This window comes from Bradyrhizobium sp. SOJA106 (assembly GCF_059448745.1).
On sequence record NZ_CM182549.1, the window covers coordinates 1,005,937 to 1,020,513 of the forward strand.

A 14,577-nucleotide genomic window follows, 5' to 3' on the forward strand; every position below is an offset into this window, starting at 1 on the left:
TGCGGCGGCTTATTTTCCCCGCAACTTCTCAATCAGCGGTGAAAGCAGGGACGACTTTTGTTTCTTGGTTTCGCTGCGGCCGGTCAGGCGCTGGGCGATCTGAAGGAACATCTCGATCGACTTGTGGTTGGCGGATATCTCCGCGATCATCTGGCCGTTGTTGGCCGCCGAGCCGAAGATCTGCGGCTCAAACGGGATCGAGACCACCGGCTGGCTCTCGATCGCCTTGGCGAACTCGGCTGCGGCGATTTCGGGCCGTTTGGGGACGCCCACCTGGTTCAGGCAGTACAGCGGCGGCCGGTCATTGGGGCGCGAGGCCTTCAACAGGTCGAACAGGTTCTTGGTGTTGCGCAAGTTGGCGAGGTCGGGCGCCGCGACGATCAGGATGTCGTCGGCCCCGATCAGGGCGCGCTTGGTCCAGCCGGACCATTGGTGCGGGATGTCGAGCACGATGCAAGGCATGGTGGAGCGTAGCGTGTCGAACACGGCATCGAAGGCGTCGGTGCCAAAATCATAGACCCGGTCGAGCGTTGCCGGCGCCGCCAGCAGGCTGAGATGGTCCGTGCATTTCGACAGCAGGCGGTCGATGAAGGCGGTGTCGACGCGGTCGGGCGAGAACACTGCGTCGGCAATGCCCTGTGGCGGGTCCTGGTTGTAATCGAGCCCGGCGGTGCCGAAGGCGAGGTCGAGATCGGCGACCACCGCGTCCATCGCAAGGTCGCGCGCGATCGCCCAGGCGACGTTGTGGGAGATGGTGGAGGCGCCCACGCCGCCCTTGGCGCCGACCACGGCGATGATGCGGCCGACCGCCTTGGCCTCCGGCGCCGAGAACAGATTGCAGATCGAGCGGACGACGTCGATGGGGCCGACCGGTGCGAGTACGTAATCGCTGACGCCGCGGCGGACCAGCTCGCGGTAGAGCATGACGTCGTTGATGCGGCCGATCACGACCACGCGAGTGCCGGCGTCGCAGACGGTGGCGAGCTGGTCGAGCCCGCCCAGGAGGTCGTTGCGGCCGTCGCTCTCGAGCACGATCACGTTCGGCGTTGGTGCGGAGCGGTAGGCCTCGATTGCGGCCGCCATGCCGCCCATCTGGATTTTCAGATGGGCCTTGCCGAGACGGCGATCCTCGCCGGCCGACTGCACCGCGGCGGCGGTTTCCACGGTCTCGCAGAAGGCCTGGACCGACACACGTGGGGCGGGCGCAATATGCTCCTCCACCGGCGGGGTCGGGGCCTCCGGCTGCTCTTGTTGGGTCTGGCGAGCGTAGCTGATCATTTGCCGGTGTCGCTGAGTTTGGCCCTGTCGGCTTCAGGATAGGTGGTCGCCGTCGTCGTTCCCTTGCGATATTTCTCGAAGGCCGTGATGCGACGCGCCGTGTAGGACGGTGTTTCCGGCCGCGGCTGATCGAGATCCGACGGATTGTCGACCATCGCCGCCAAATTGCGCTGATAGGCGCAGCCGTAGTTGTAATAGTCCTTGTTCTCGAACCAGCTCTTGTTCTTGATCGAGGGGCCGAGGTCCTCCGGCCACAGACCGCAGGGGCCCGCAACCGCGGCGATCCTGGAATAAGTGAGCCGGATCGGCGGCAGGAAGCGCTTGTCTTCCGGCTGGTAAGGATGAACGTTGATGCCGCGCGGGGGAATGCCGGCTCCTGCCAGGATGGCCTGGATCTCCCGCATCGTGTCCGCAACAGGACGCGCATTGGGCGTGCCGGACGGCACGTCGATGCGGATCGCACCGGTGCCTTGATGCAACCAAGCCGACGCGACACCCATCACGTCGGCACGCTGGGCGGCGGTCAATCCGCCGCGCGCGTGGCCGACGAAGACGACAATCGAGCGGTTCTGCTCCTCGATTGCGATCGGATGGCGCTGCTTGTAGTCGTCGGGAATGGAGGCGGTCGTCACCTCGTCGTGCTGGCAGCCGCCGAGCGCGAGCGCCATGCCGACGAGCGCGCCACCGAGGCCGATGGCGCGTTTGCGAAGCTGGGGTGGTCTAGTCATCATCGTCAAGTCCCCGTTCCGCCTCAGTCGGTAATGAAGCCGTAAGTGCCGCGGTAGCTCTTGGCCGGTTCGGTCCGGCCCGGCACGCCGTAGATGCGGTTGATGTTGCCGATCAGCTCCGCCTGCGGATCGGCGGGCGCTGCGAAGCCGTCATCCGGCCGCGACAGGTCCTTTGGTGCCGTCGCGCGAACGATGTAGGGCGTCACGATCACCACCAGCTCGCTCGCGTTGTTGACGAAGTCGCGGCTGCGGAACAACGTGCCGAGGATCGGCAGCTGCATCAGGCCCGGCAGTCCGCTGATCGCTTGCTTCGTCTGCTGCTGGATCAGGCCGGCCATTGCCATCGCACCGCCGGAGGGAATTTCCAGCGAGGTCTCGGCACGGCGGGTCCGGATCGAGGGCACAGTCAGCGAGTTCACGGAGGTCGAGGTCACGGCCTGGGACAGCGTGATCGCATTTTCGTTCGTAAGCTCGGAGACCTCGGTCATCACCCGCAGGCTGATCTTGCCCTCGCTCAGAACGACCGGGGTGAAGTTGAGCGAGATGCCGAACTTCTTGAAGCTGATCTGGGTGGTGCAGACATGCGTGGTGGGGTCGCACGCATAGCCTGCCGGCACCGGGAATTCGCCGCCGGCGATGAAGGTCGCGGACTCGCCGGAGATCGCGGTGAGGTTCGGCTCGGCCAGCGTGCGGATCACGCCTGCGGATTCCATCGCACGAAGGGTGGCCTGCACCGATGGGGCCCCGCCGAATTTCGCGGTAAGATTGTTGCCGTCGACGAGGTTGTGGCCGAGCGCCGTGAATGGGTTGGTGTTGGTGAAGCTCACCACAGAGGTGCCGTAGTTCAGGTTCGCGGACAGGTCGATGCCGAGCTGCTTGACGATGCTGCGCTGGACCTCGGCCACCGTCACCTTCAGCATGACCTGGTCGCGTCCGCGGATCACGATCGAGTTCACCACCTTGTCGGCGCCGCCGGCGAGGCGCGCAGCGAGATCGTTGGCCTGCTGCGCTTCCAGCGGATTCGCCGCCGAGCCGCTCAGCACGACGCCGTCGGCGAGCCCGTCGATCTGGATGTCGGAGTTCGGCAGGATCTGTTTCAGTGCGGCGCGCACGCCGTTGAGATCGCGCTTGACCGCGATGTCATAGGCCGCGATCTGCTGGCCGGCCGAATCGAAGAACACGATGTTGGTCTGGCCGACCGAGGCACCGATGATGTAGGCGCGCTGCGCCGAGCGGACCACCGCATTGGCGATCTTGGGGTCGGCGACCAGCACGTCCTTGATGTCGCGCGGCAGGTCGATCACGACGGACTTGCCGACACCGAGGGAGAGGAAGCGCGCGTTCATCTGGCCATCGGCCGCGACCGGCGCCACGGGGCGGTAGTCGGCAGCGAGCACCGGCGTGAGCACCGGGTTCAGCGTCAGCGCAAGAGCGGCCGAGAACGACAGGGCGCGGACCGGTGAGGTTCGCATCGTCGCCAAATCTGCCCTGCATTTCATGTCGACAGTCCTCATCGTGCCTTCGCGGTCGAACTCGGGATACCGTAGCGAATGATCGAAACGCCATCGCGCTTCTGCAAGGAATCGTCGAGCGTGATCTCGCTCATCTTGACGTCGGCGATGCTGCGCAGCGCCAGCGACAGCGTTCCGGCCTGACGGGCCGAGGAAAGCGCCTGGGTCTGTGCTGGATTGAGCTCGAGCGTGACGGTCTTGCCGACTACGGTGTTCTGGCCGTCCTTCTCCTTCGGAGCCTGGTCGATGGCCAGGACGCGGACGTTGGACAGGATGATCTCCGAGGTGACGATATCGGGCGCGCCGCTGTTCTGGTCGGGGTTCTTCAGGCGGCGGGTCAGAAGCACGTCAACGCGATCATTGGGCAGGATGAAGCCGCCCGCGCCGGTCTCCGGCGAGATCTCGGTCGAGATCGCCCGCATGCCGCTAGGCAGGATGGCTGCCATGAAGCCGGAGCCCTCGGCCTTGACCAGCTTTTGGTCGCGGATCGGCTCACCCTGGATGAAAGGAGCGCGTGCGATCGAGCCGGTCACCTGGGAAGCGCCGTCGGGGCGCTCGTTACGGCGGATGAAAGTGGAGCTGGCAGTCGCCGCCGGCCAAGTCTGCCATTGCACGTCGTCCGGCTTCACAGTCTGGCCAAGGCCGATGTCGTTCTTGGCCACCAGGACGTCGACGGTCGGAAGCTGCGGGGCTTGCGCCACTGGAAGCTGCGCAGAATTGTCCGAGCCGCTCGCCAGATACGCGGCGACGCCGCCTGCGCAGATGGCGACCGTCAGGACGACAATGCGTGCCCTATTCATACGCTTCACTTTCCAACAAAACGCCGCGACGCTGCCGCCGCCGTAATCGGCAGTTGACCAGCTATTCGTCAAAGCATGGTTAATGAGGCGTATCTAAATCGCCTTAACGCCTGGTTTACCCGGCGTGTTCAGCGCAGCGCGAAGCGAGCGAGGTCAATCGCCTTCACCCACTCGGTCTCCGGATAGACCATCAGCGCGCCAAGCGTGAGCGCGATGCCGTAAGGAATGCCGGTCTGCTTGTCGTGCAGCCGTGCAAGCCAGGCCTGGCCGGCAAGCCCGAAAGGCAGCGGCCATTGCCGGAACTGGAGCAGCAGCAGCGTCAGTGCCCCGCCGAACAGCGAGGCGTAGAGCAGGAAGTCCATCAGCGGTGCGAAGCCGAACCACAGCGCGACGGAAGCTGCGACCTTGGCGTCGCCGCCGCCCATCCAGCCCATCGCGAAGCAGGTGAAGGCCACGGCCAGCAGCAGCGCGCCGGCACCGACATGGCTGAGCATCTCGTAAGGTGCCATGCCACCGGCGAAAGCGAGCACGAAGAAGCCCGCCACCAGCGCCAGCGACACGCGATTCGAGATCGTCATCGTGAAGAGATCGCTCGCGGCGGCGAAGGCCATCAGGGCCGGAAAGAGCAGAAGGCGCGCAAGGTCGAGGATCATGGGCTGCGTCTTGAGGCCTGGTCTTGAGCTTGGGTTCGCCACGGCATCGGGCGTCGCGCGATGCTAGCCGGTAGTGCTAAACAAACCGACAACGGCGGCCGCGGCCTTGAGGGCAAAAGCCCGCCAAAAGCGCGTTCACCAGAAGCTGGCAATGCGCGCGGCGAGCGCGACCGTCGCAAGCAGCAGCGCAAGGCAGACCCAATACGCCGGCGATCCGGTCTGTGCCGCCTCCGCCTCGTTCGCCGCGACCGCGGCATCGGTTCTGTACTTGCGCAACGCCACTGGAACTCGCCGTCTTGGAAAAAAACAAAGGCCCCAGAGTCCGGGGCTTTTGCCGTCGTGTCTCGCTGGCTTACTTCAGCGACGAGCTGATCGAGCCGAACTTGGTGTTCATCGTGCTGCCGAGGTTGTTAACGACGGTGATGATGGCCAGCGCGATACCGGCGGCGATCAGGCCGTATTCGATGGCGGTGGCGCCGGATTCGTCTTTCGCGAAACGCGCAATCAGATTCTTCATGAACGTAACTCCATCTGGTGTGTGTTCGCCGCGTTCGGCGCTATCGTTGACGCGCCGAACATGAGAGCCGAGCTCTTTCGGTAGAGTTAATTCGATCGCGTAAACACACGTCCTGCGCCGCGCTTTTGGCCAGAGTGAATGTCGCCTTAAGGCGCAAGTTGCAATTCCTCGCGGTTCCGGACCTGCGCGCAAGCGCAGCATCGGCTTCACCGTCCCTTAAATTTCGCGGAGTAGGCCTAGGCAGGAACAGAGTTCGGAAGAGAGGCGACGATGTCGAGCCTGCCCATGCAAGTCGCCCTGATGCTTGGCGAGACCATCGAGAAGGTGATTCCGGTCACCTTCGCGCTCGCGGTGGTTTTCACGGTGCTCGAGCATTTCTGGGCCTGCAATCCCGGTCCGTCGTGGTGGCGCAAGCGGGAGATCGTCACCGACATCTGCTACTGGTTCTTCGTTCCGGTGTTCGCCCGCACCATGCGGATCGGGCTGCTGATCGTCACCGCCGGCATCTTCTTCAACATCCACGACGCCGATGAGCTGATCGCCTTCTACGACAATGGCCACGGCCCGCTCTCGCAACTGCCGCTCTGGGTCCAGGGCGTGCTGTTCGTGGTGCTCGCCGACTTCATGCTGTACTGGCTGCACCGGCTGTTTCATGGCGGTGAGTTCTGGAAATACCACGCCATCCATCACTCCTCCGAGGAGATCAGCTGGATTTCGGCGGCCCGCTTTCATCCGGTGAACCTGGTGCTCGGCACGATCGGGGTCGACGTCGTGCTACTGATGGCCGGCATCTCGCCGAACGTGATGATCTGGGTCGGTCCGTTCACCACCTTCCATTCGGCCTTCGTGCACGCCAACCTGAACTGGACCTTCGGCCCGTTCAGATACGTGCTGGCGACGCCGGTGTTCCACCGCTGGCACCACACGCCGCTCGAAGAGGGCGGCGACACCAATTTTGCCGGCACTTTCCCGCTCTGGGACGTGCTGTTCGGGACCTTCCGCATGCCGAAGGGGGAGCTGCCGAAGGAGTACGGCAAGGACGAAGCCACGATGCCGAAGGAGATCGCCGGCCAGCTCGCCTATCCGTTCCGGCGCTAAAGGCAGGGCAGCGGCTTCGAGCGCCGCAAAATCAGTCCGTTCAAACAATAGTCGGCGAATTTGCGGAACGTTCACGAATTAAAGGCAGGTTAGCGAGGTCGGGCACCGGCTCCGCTGTTATCTGATCGCTTCTGCCGGTTTGTGACGTCCCGGGGGTGAGAGTATGCGTAAAGAGTTGCTGCGCCGTCATGCGCGCGTCTGTCTTCTGGTTGCGGCCGCGGTGCTGGCATCGCCTTCTGCCGGCCTTGCCGAGTCGACCGCCGATACCATCGCGGTCAATGTCGATCAGGCCAAGCTGGTCCGGCTTCCGGGCAAGGTGGCAACCATCGTGGTCGGCAATCCGCTGATCGCGGACGTCACGCTCCAGCCCGGCGGCATGGTCATCGTGACCGGTAAGGGTTATGGTGCCACCAATTTCATCGCGCTCGACCGCGGCGGCGAGATCCTGGTCGACCGCCAGATCCAGGTCGAAGGCCCGAGCGACCGGCTCGTCACCGTCTATCGCGGGATCGAGCGCGAGTCCTACAGCTGCATGCCGCTTTGCCAGCGCCGCGTGACGCTGGGCGACAGCGACAGCTATTTCAACAACACCATGAGCCAGGCCGGTTCGCTGGCCAGCACTGCCAGCGGCGGTGGGGCTGCCAAGCAGAATTAACGCGACCGGAGGGGACGTACGGCAGGCGTTTTTCCGCGCTCGGCGTCGCTCGCGTCGGCGTAGCCAGGAAATCCTGCCCCGATTTCGGTTTCTCTTCGAACATTCAAGCTCGGTTAATGATGTCAGTTCAATCTTGCGATGGGATTCCTCGCAGATCGTGTTCACACATTCGAAGTAAGCATTGTTTAAGCGGCCATCCCCAGATTGACCCGTGCAGGAACGTCGCGGCAGAGCAAACCGCGATGCTTCTCCTATTGATGAGGACAAGCCTCGTGCTCGGTCGGAGCCAATCGGGATAAGGTCATGTTTCGCGATACAATGCGACGGTTCCTGGGAGATCGGCGAGCCAACGTCGCCATCATTTTCGCGCTCATGCTGGTTCCGACCATCTTCCTCCTGGGCATGGCGCTCGACTACACGCTCGCTTTGCGTAAGAAAGCGCAACTGGACGCGGCCGCGGACGCCGCGGCGGTCGCCGCTGTGAGGCCGGCCATGCTGACGCAGAGCGACGACACCGTCGTCCAGGCAACCGCAGCAGCCGTCTTCGCGGCGAAGGCAAATCTTCCTGGCCTGTCGTCAGTGCCGACCCCGACGATCAATATTGTCGATTCCGGGCTCCAGCGCACGATCACCGTTTCATATACGGCGCAATCCATCAATAATTTTCCGGGCATTCTTGGCCAGCAGACCTGGCAAATCCAGGGAACGTCGACGGCCAAGGCCTCGAGCGCGCCCAACATGAATTTCTATCTGCTGATGGATGACTCGCCGTCCATGGGTATTGGCGCAACCTATAATGACATCGCCAATCTCATTGCCTACACGGCGCCCGCGAGCCAGGTCGTGAAATCTTCGCAGAATTGCGGCTTCGCCTGCCATGAAACTTCTCCCAGCTCCAACTGCAGTGCCACAAGCCCCTGTCCGAGCGCCGTAGACAACCTGACCATCGCCCGCAACAAGAATGTCACCTTGCGGATTGATCTCGTGACAAGCGCTGTCAACCAGTTGCTCAACACATGGTCGAACTGCCCGCAGTCGGGCGTTTCAGGCGGCGTCATGCAGTGCATGGCGGCGCTGAACAACACGACCTACAAAGCGGCGCTTTATACGTTCGACCTGGGTTTGAACACACTGGCGACGCTGACCACGCCGACCTCCGCCGGAAAGCAGGTTTCCAACATCGCGCTGATGCCGGTCCATCACCAAAACTGCGTCGTCCCAACGACGAACTGCAAGACCGACAATGGGACAAATATCCTCGGCGCGCTGACAACGCTGAACGGCATCATGCCCACGCCCGGCCTTGGCAGCAACAGCTCAGGCGATACGCCGCAGGAAGTGGTGTTCCTGGTCACTGACGGTGTCGAGGACAAGATCTCCGCGACTTGCCCCAACGCGAGCTTTGCCTCCAACAGTCGATGCCAGCAGCCGATGGACACGTCGATCTGCACGACCATCAAGAAACGGGGCATCAAGATTGCGGTCCTCTACACGGAGTATCTGCAACTTATCAAAAATAGCACGACCGGAATTACGGTAACGGACGGCTGGTACATGAGCTGGATCGACAAGTACGACCAGCCCGATCCCTCGAGCGGCACGATCGCGCAAAATCTCCAATCGTGCGCCTCGCCTGGCTTCTATGCCCACGTTCAGACCGGCGGCGATATTTCGAGTGCGCTGACGAACCTCTTCATCAAGGTCGCGTCGAGCACAGCCAGCCTTTCGCAGTAGGACAGCCGCATGACCGGACTTGAGGCCCTAACAAAGAAGAGACGCAGAGGTCGCTGCGCCGCTTTCCTTGGCGACAGCAATGGCGCAACGGCCGTCGAATTCGCGCTCGTTGCCGCGCCGTTCCTCGCCCTCATCATCGCGCTGATTCAGACCTTCCTGGTTTTCTTTGCTCAGCAGCTGCTCGAATCCGTGGTGCGTCAATCCGCACGCCTCATCATGACAGGGCAAGTCCAGTCTGCGCAAATGACGCAGGCCGCATTCAAGCAGAAGGTGTGCGATCAGGTCGTGATCTTCTTCAGCTGCTCGGGCCTCATGGTCGACGTGCAGGTCGCTAACTCCTGGACGACGGCGGACACGAGCATGCCTCCGTTGACCTTCAACGCTCAGGGGCAGGTCACGAATAACTGGCAGTTCAATCCTGGAGACGCCGGGGACATCGTCGTTCTCCGTGTGACCTATGTGTGGCCCGTGGTCCTCGGACCGCTCGGTTTCAATCTCTCGAATTTGTCGAACGGCAACCGGCAGATCATGGCGTCCGCCGCTTTCCAGAACGAGCCTGCATCCTAGAGGGAGTTAAGCCATGATCGCCGGCCTGTCGTTTCGCCCGTGCCACCTGTGGACCGACGTTCGCGGCGTTGCAGCGACCGAGTTTGCCATCGTGGTCCCGTTCATGCTCGTGCTCTATATCGGCGGCGTCGAGCTCGGGAATGGGCTGGCCATGAACGTCAAGGTCAGTGCAACAGCACATAGTGTTGCCGACATGATTTCGCAGAACACGCAGATCAGTACGGCCCGGATGGACAGCATCCTTTCGGCTTCGAGCGCCATCATGGCTCCTTATCCCATCAAGGGTTCGGGTGGCGCTTCCCTGATGACGATCACGGTCTCCGGAGTCTCGACCGACAGTAACGGCAAGGCGACGGTTCAATGGAGCCGGTCAACCAGTGCGTCGGGAGCAAGACCGGTTGGTCAGACGATGACACTGTCGTCGTTTACCGCGCCTGACCCAAAGAATCCGACCAATGCCAATATCTCGCTCGTTCTCAGCGAGGTTTCCTACGACTATACGCCCAACCTCGGCTACACGATTAGCGGCACCGTGAAGCTGACCGACAGCTATTACCTGTTTCCGCGCTGCTCGACCAACAGCCCGAGCAATTCGACCTTTCCCTATTATGACGTGAAGTATCCGGCCACGACAACTTGCACCTGCATACAGCACTTGCAGCAGAAATCTTGTTAGCGGCTGATCTCGGCTGCGGCGTTCTGATTTCCAGTATCGAGGAGGCCGGTTCGACTCCGCAGCGGCGATTGCGTAAGCATCGTTGCTCCACGACATCAATAAAAAAGGCCGCGCATCTCGCGCGGCCTTTTGCCTTTAGTCCGTGACGCGATCCCGTCCTCGGCCCGGCGCGCTCAGCCGGCGGCGCGGAGGTTGTCGGCTGCCTGCTTGCCGGAACGACGGTCGGCCACGATCTCGTAGGAGACCTTCTGGCCTTCGCGCAGCGAGCCGAGGCCGGCGCGCTCGACGGCGCTGATATGAACGAACACGTCGTTGCCGCCGTCGTCGGGCGCAATGAAGCCATAGCCCTTGGTCGCGTTAAACCACTTCACGGTTCCCATGCTCATGGGGGTAGTCCCTTCTCAGATACACAATGTAAAAGCCCGCTCGCGCAGGCAGGTTAGATCGAATTTTTGGAAGGGTCGTCAGCGTGTCTGAACCGGCTGTACCGGTGGATGCTAATGTCGTCCGGCCGAAAATCGATTAATTCATTTTATCGGAAACAGGGCCTCAGAACAATCCTGACGTGCACGATTTTTTGATCCGCCGCGATGCCCGCGGCGGATCAGCATACAGGTCAGAATTTTAATTCCGCGCTCGCGCGCCGAAGGCGATCAGCGGCGGCGGAACTGACCGCCACGCTGCGGGCCACCCCGCGGCGGTCCGCCCGGCGTTGCAGGACGTTCGTCCTTGTGGCGGAAAATCAGCCGGCCTTTCTCGAGGTCGTAGGGCGACATCTCGACCGTCACGCGGTCGCCCGCCAGCGTCTTGATGCGGTTCTTCTTCATCTTGCCGGCGGTGTAGGCGACGATCTCGTGTCCGGCGTCGAGCTGCACGCGGTAGCGCGCGTCGGGGAGGATTTCGGTGACCAGTCCTTCGAACTGGATCAGCTCTTCCTTAGCCATGTGGTTGTCTCCAGTCGTGGACGGCTAATGCGAATGAGGATTGCGGTTCGGTCGACCGGCGGGACGACTCTCGCGGCGCAAAAAGGCAACGCCTTGTATTCCATCAGGCTTGCCTGCGCTATGCGCGGGACGCGGTTCCGGCCGATCGGTTGGTGAGGAATTCATCTTACCACCGGAACGGCGGCGGCGGCGAGACCCCTTCGAGGCGTTGTGGCCTTCGCCGGGCCTGCCATCAACAGGTCTGCCTTCGAGATGACGTCCTTCGCCGTGTCGTCCGTCTGCATGCCGTCCGTCACCATGCCTTCCGCCATGCGGACGCTGGCCGGGACGGCCGGACCGGCCGGAGCGATGCTGCGCAGCAGCGGGGGCTTGAGCGGCCTCTCGGCCGGCATCGGTACGGTGATCCTCACGCGGCAGCGCCACGCGGATCAGCCGCTCGATGTCGCGGAGATAGCTGAGTTCCTCGCCGCCGGCGACCAGCGAGATCGCAGTGCCATCGGCGCCGGCGCGCGCGGTGCGGCCGATGCGGTGGACATAGGTCTCGGGCACGTTGGGCAGGTCGAAGTTGATGACGTGGCTGATGCCATCGACGTCGATGCCGCGCGCGGCGATGTCGGTGGCGACCAGGGTGCGGATCTCGCCCGAGCGGAACTGCGCCAGCGTGCGCTCGCGATGGTTCTGCGACTTGTTGCCGTGGATGGCGTTGGCGGCGATGCCGGCCTTGGCCAGCGTCTTCACCACCTTGTCCGCGCCGTGCTTGGTGCGGGTGAAGACCAGCGCGCGGTTGATCTCTTCGTCCTTCAGCAGCTTGGTCAGGAAGGCCGGCTTGGCCGAGAAATCGACCTGGAGGATGCGCTGGTTGATCCGCTCGGCGGTCGAGGAAACCGGGGTCACCGCGACGCGGGCGGGGTCTCGCAGCATGGAATCGGCAAGCTCGGCGATGTCCTTCGGCATGGTGGCCGAGAAGAACAGCGTCTGCCGCTTGATGGGCAGCTTGGCGACGATTTTGCGGATATCGTTGATGAAACCCATGTCGAGCATGCGGTCGGCCTCGTCAAGCACGAGGAATTCAACGCTCGAGAGCTTCAGTCCGTTGCTCTGCACGAGGTCGAGCAGGCGGCCCGGGGTCGCGACCAGCACGTCGACGCCCTGCATCAGGGCGCGGACCTGTCGGCCCACCGGCACGCCGCCGATGGCGAGTGTCGAGGACAGGCGGATGTGGCGGCCATAGGCGTTGAAGCTGTCGAGGATCTGCCCCGACAGTTCGCGGGTCGGCGACAGCACCAGGACGCGAGCCGTCTTCGGCTGCGGCTTGATGCGGTTCTCGAGCAGCCGATGCAGGATCGGCAGCGCGAAAGACGCGGTCTTGCCGGTCCCGGTCTGGGCGATGCCGACCACGTCGCGGCCGGTCAGTGCCAGCGGAATGGTTTGGGTCTGGATTGGGGTGGGAGTGACGTAATTCTCTTCGCGAAGAGCGCGGGCGATGGGTTCGGCGAGGCCGAAGTCCTGAAACGAAGTCAAAAGACGGGTTCTTTCCATGTCAAAAGCGGACGCCCAGCGCATCTGGCGCGGCGTGCGCAAAAGGGTGTCGAGAAGACACCTGCGTGTTTGGGGTGTCGGATGGCTTGGGAGATATGGGGCAAGCCAGAGGCCCGCAGGGGGCTTAAGAACACGCGGCTTGCTACGACCCCTTGATTCGCAAGAGATCTCGCTCGTTCATATGGAACATCGAGGGGGCGCTTTCAAGGCAAGGCCGCCCGAAACAGCGATTGCGGTGCAGAAATAGTTGTGCCGGAAATTTAGCCAAAGGCTGAAATTTGCTCATAAAATAACCAGCCTGCCACTTTCGCATACATTTGGGTTGCCTGATATTTGGGCGGTTTGACGACGGCGAAACTTTGATTTCTGCCAATTTAAACAACGAAATCAATCGGTTGGTTGGTGTCTCCCCCATGGCACGGTTCTTGCGATTCCGTTAATCGCAGGCGGCCGTGGGGCCGTTTCGCAGCGTATTCACGCCTGCGTCAGGGAGACGAGACACTCATGTTTAGCAAATCCACTCACGATATAGCGGCGTCATTCAGCCGCCGCGGCGTGCTCGCCGCGACCGCCGGCCTGATGCTCGGCCTGGCTTCCATTTCCGGTGCGAAGGCCGCGGACGACACCATCAAAGTCGGCGTGCTTCATTCCCTGTCCGGTACCATGGCCATCAGCGAAACCACGCTGAAGGATACCATCCTCTTCCTGATCGACGAGCAGAACAAGAAGGGCGGCGTGCTCGGCAAGAAGCTCGAGGCCGTCGTTGTCGATCCCGCCTCGAACTGGCCGCTGTTCGCCGAGAAGGCCCGCGAGCTGATTACCAAGGACAAGGTCTCGGTCGTGTTCGGCTGCTGGACCTCGGTGTCGCGCAAATCGGTGCTCCCGGTGTTCAAGGAGCTCAACAACATCCTGTTCTACCCGGTGCAGTACGAGGGCGAAGAGTCCGAGCGTAACGTGTTCTACACGGGCGCTGCGCCGAACCAGCAGGCGATCCCCGCCGTCGACTATCTGATGAAGGAAGAGAAAGTGAAGCGCTGGGTGCTCGCCGGCACCGACTATGTCTATCCGCGCACCACCAACAAGATCCTGGAAGCCTATCTGAAGTCGAAGGGTGTCGCCCAGGAAGACATCATGATCAACTACACGCCGTTCGGTCATTCCGACTGGCAGACCATCGTTGCCGATATCAAGAAGTTCGGCTCGGCCGGCAAGAAGACCGCGGTGGTTTCGACCATCAACGGCGACGCCAACGTTCCCTTCTACAAGGAGCTCGGCAACCAGGGCATCAAGGCCAAGGACATCCCGGTGGTCGCGTTCTCGGTGGGTGAGGAAGAGCTCGCCGGCATCGACACCAAGCCGCTGGTCGGCCATCTCGCCGCCTGGAACTACTTCGAGTCGATCAAGAGCCCGGCGAACGAGAAGTTCATCAAGGACTGGCAGACCTACACCAAGAACCCGAAGCGCGTGACCAACGACCCGATGGAAGCGCACGTGATCGGCTTCAACATGTGGGTGAAGGCCGTCGAGAAGGTGAAGTCGACCGATCCGGACAAGGTGATCGATGCGCTTCCAGGCATCGAGGCGCCGAACCTGACGGGCGGCGTGTCGAAGATGCTGCCGAACCACCACATCACCAAGCCGGTGTTCATCGGCGAGATCAAGGGCAACGGCCAGTTCGACGTGGTCTGGAAGACCCCGAGCCTCGTTGCCGGCGATGCCTGGTCGAAGGAGCTCGACGGTTCCAAGGACCTGATCGGCGACTGGGTCGGCAAGAAGTGCGGCAACTTCAACACCAAGACCAACAAGTGTCTCGGCTCCGGCTCCTGATCCGGATCTGACGTCTATCGCACGATGGGAGAAGACGGCTATTCCGCCGT

At 62.4% G+C, this 14,577-nt stretch carries 16 protein-coding genes; 6 read left to right on the top strand and 10 right to left on the bottom strand.

From position 1 onward, the window contains the following. Nucleotides 1-9: 9 nt before the first annotated feature. The 7 genes from AC5V87_RS04680 to AC5V87_RS04710 form a co-directional block, all read right to left on the bottom strand. A complete protein-coding gene (locus AC5V87_RS04680) occupies nt 10-1,278 on the bottom strand; it encodes a CpaE/TadZ family protein (RefSeq protein WP_456841128.1) in 1,269 nt (422 codons plus the stop codon). Continuing rightward, the gene (locus tag AC5V87_RS04685) at nt 1,275-2,009 is read right to left on the bottom strand and encodes a CpaD family pilus assembly protein (RefSeq protein ID WP_495370152.1); all 735 of its coding nucleotides are present in this window, start codon (nt 2,007-2,009) and stop codon (nt 1,275-1,277) included. The genes AC5V87_RS04680 and AC5V87_RS04685 overlap by 4 nt, the downstream gene beginning before the upstream one ends. A 20-nt stretch (nt 2,010-2,029) precedes the next feature. Further along, complete coding sequence (locus AC5V87_RS04690; protein WP_456841126.1) at nt 2,030-3,505, bottom strand: type II and III secretion system protein family protein; 1,476 nt, start codon at nt 3,503-3,505, stop codon at nt 2,030-2,032. A gap of 11 nt (nt 3,506-3,516) precedes the next feature. Then, on the bottom strand, nt 3,517-4,317 hold the full coding sequence (gene cpaB, locus AC5V87_RS04695; RefSeq protein ID WP_456841125.1) for a Flp pilus assembly protein CpaB: 801 nt from the start codon (nt 4,315-4,317) through the stop codon (nt 3,517-3,519). A gap of 128 nt (nt 4,318-4,445) precedes the next feature. Continuing rightward, entirely contained in the window at nt 4,446-4,970 is a 525-nt protein-coding gene (locus tag AC5V87_RS04700; protein ID WP_456841124.1) for an A24 family peptidase, read from the bottom strand. Between the two features lie 135 nt (nt 4,971-5,105). Continuing rightward, nucleotides 5,106-5,252 (bottom strand): hypothetical protein, encoded by a 147-nt coding sequence (locus AC5V87_RS04705; RefSeq protein ID WP_495370153.1) that lies wholly within the window; start codon nt 5,250-5,252, stop codon nt 5,106-5,108. A 70-nt stretch (nt 5,253-5,322) separates the two neighbouring features. Then, the gene (locus AC5V87_RS04710; protein WP_008546920.1) at nt 5,323-5,487 is read right to left on the bottom strand and encodes a Flp family type IVb pilin; all 165 of its coding nucleotides are present in this window, start codon (nt 5,485-5,487) and stop codon (nt 5,323-5,325) included. 270 nt (nt 5,488-5,757) lie between these two features. Here AC5V87_RS04710 and AC5V87_RS04715 point away from each other — a divergent pair, with 270 nt between their 5' ends. The 5 genes from AC5V87_RS04715 to AC5V87_RS04735 all read left to right on the top strand — a co-directional run bounded on the left by AC5V87_RS04715 (nt 5,758) and on the right by AC5V87_RS04735 (nt 10,217). Next, nucleotides 5,758-6,585 (top strand): sterol desaturase family protein, encoded by an 828-nt coding sequence (locus tag AC5V87_RS04715; RefSeq protein ID WP_456841123.1) that lies wholly within the window; start codon nt 5,758-5,760, stop codon nt 6,583-6,585. A gap of 163 nt (nt 6,586-6,748) precedes the next feature. Continuing rightward, on the top strand, nt 6,749-7,240 hold the full coding sequence (locus tag AC5V87_RS04720; RefSeq protein ID WP_456841122.1) for a pilus assembly protein N-terminal domain-containing protein: 492 nt from the start codon (nt 6,749-6,751) through the stop codon (nt 7,238-7,240). Nucleotides 7,241-7,543: 303 nt separating this feature from the next. After that, nucleotides 7,544-8,974: a TadE/TadG family type IV pilus assembly protein gene (locus AC5V87_RS04725; protein WP_456841121.1), complete on the top strand. Its 1,431-nt coding sequence runs from the start codon at nt 7,544-7,546 to the stop codon at nt 8,972-8,974. Nucleotides 8,975-8,983: 9 nt separating this feature from the next. Further along, on the top strand, nt 8,984-9,541 hold the full coding sequence (locus tag AC5V87_RS04730) for a TadE/TadG family type IV pilus assembly protein (RefSeq protein WP_456841120.1): 558 nt from the start codon (nt 8,984-8,986) through the stop codon (nt 9,539-9,541). A 13-nt stretch (nt 9,542-9,554) separates the two neighbouring features. Beyond that, nucleotides 9,555-10,217, top strand: a complete 663-nt coding sequence (locus AC5V87_RS04735; RefSeq protein ID WP_456841119.1) for a TadE/TadG family type IV pilus assembly protein — start codon at nt 9,555-9,557, stop codon at nt 10,215-10,217. 173 nt (nt 10,218-10,390) lie between these two features. On the opposite strand, the gene AC5V87_RS04740 is transcribed toward AC5V87_RS04735, so the two are convergent. From AC5V87_RS04740 to AC5V87_RS04750, 3 genes are all read right to left on the bottom strand, one after another. After that, the gene (locus AC5V87_RS04740) at nt 10,391-10,603 is read right to left on the bottom strand and encodes a cold-shock protein (protein ID WP_027561198.1); all 213 of its coding nucleotides are present in this window, start codon (nt 10,601-10,603) and stop codon (nt 10,391-10,393) included. 267 nt (nt 10,604-10,870) lie between these two features. Continuing rightward, on the bottom strand, nt 10,871-11,161 hold the full coding sequence (infA, locus tag AC5V87_RS04745) for a translation initiation factor IF-1 (RefSeq protein WP_439370577.1): 291 nt from the start codon (nt 11,159-11,161) through the stop codon (nt 10,871-10,873). A gap of 24 nt (nt 11,162-11,185) precedes the next feature. Next, nucleotides 11,186-12,724, bottom strand: coding sequence for a DEAD/DEAH box helicase (locus AC5V87_RS04750; protein ID WP_495372034.1), 1,539 nt, complete (start codon nt 12,722-12,724; stop codon nt 11,186-11,188). 480 nt (nt 12,725-13,204) lie between these two features. On the opposite strand from AC5V87_RS04750, the gene urtA reads away from it, so the two are divergent. Further along, nucleotides 13,205-14,527 carry an urea ABC transporter substrate-binding protein gene (urtA, locus tag AC5V87_RS04755; protein WP_495370154.1) on the top strand — a complete coding sequence of 441 codons (1,323 nt, stop codon included), beginning with the start codon at nt 13,205-13,207 and terminating at the stop codon, nt 14,525-14,527. The last annotated feature ends 50 nt before the right edge of the window (nt 14,528-14,577 follow it).

Coding starts and splice junctions, on each gene's coding strand:
- AC5V87_RS04680 (WP_456841128.1), bottom strand. CDS start 1,278: ATGATCAGCTACGCTCGCCAGACCCAACAAGAGCAGCCGGAGGCCCCG.
- AC5V87_RS04685 (WP_495370152.1), bottom strand. CDS start 2,009: ATGATGACTAGACCACCCCAGCTTCGCAAACGCGCCATCGGCCTCGGT.
- AC5V87_RS04690 (WP_456841126.1), bottom strand. CDS start 3,505: ATGAAATGCAGGGCAGATTTGGCGACGATGCGAACCTCACCGGTCCGC.
- cpaB (WP_456841125.1), bottom strand. CDS start 4,317: ATGAATAGGGCACGCATTGTCGTCCTGACGGTCGCCATCTGCGCAGGC.
- AC5V87_RS04700 (WP_456841124.1), bottom strand. CDS start 4,970: ATGATCCTCGACCTTGCGCGCCTTCTGCTCTTTCCGGCCCTGATGGCC.
- AC5V87_RS04710 (WP_008546920.1), bottom strand. CDS start 5,487: ATGAAGAATCTGATTGCGCGTTTCGCGAAAGACGAATCCGGCGCCACC.
- AC5V87_RS04715 (WP_456841123.1), top strand. CDS start 5,758: ATGTCGAGCCTGCCCATGCAAGTCGCCCTGATGCTTGGCGAGACCATC.
- AC5V87_RS04720 (WP_456841122.1), top strand. CDS start 6,749: ATGCGTAAAGAGTTGCTGCGCCGTCATGCGCGCGTCTGTCTTCTGGTT.
- AC5V87_RS04725 (WP_456841121.1), top strand. CDS start 7,544: ATGTTTCGCGATACAATGCGACGGTTCCTGGGAGATCGGCGAGCCAAC.
- AC5V87_RS04730 (WP_456841120.1), top strand. CDS start 8,984: ATGACCGGACTTGAGGCCCTAACAAAGAAGAGACGCAGAGGTCGCTGC.
- AC5V87_RS04735 (WP_456841119.1), top strand. CDS start 9,555: ATGATCGCCGGCCTGTCGTTTCGCCCGTGCCACCTGTGGACCGACGTT.
- AC5V87_RS04740 (WP_027561198.1), bottom strand. CDS start 10,603: ATGAGCATGGGAACCGTGAAGTGGTTTAACGCGACCAAGGGCTATGGC.
- infA (WP_439370577.1), bottom strand. CDS start 11,161: ATGGCTAAGGAAGAGCTGATCCAGTTCGAAGGACTGGTCACCGAAATC.
- AC5V87_RS04750 (WP_495372034.1), bottom strand. CDS start 12,724: ATGCGCTGGGCGTCCGCTTTTGACATGGAAAGAACCCGTCTTTTGACT.
- urtA (WP_495370154.1), top strand. CDS start 13,205: ATGTTTAGCAAATCCACTCACGATATAGCGGCGTCATTCAGCCGCCGC.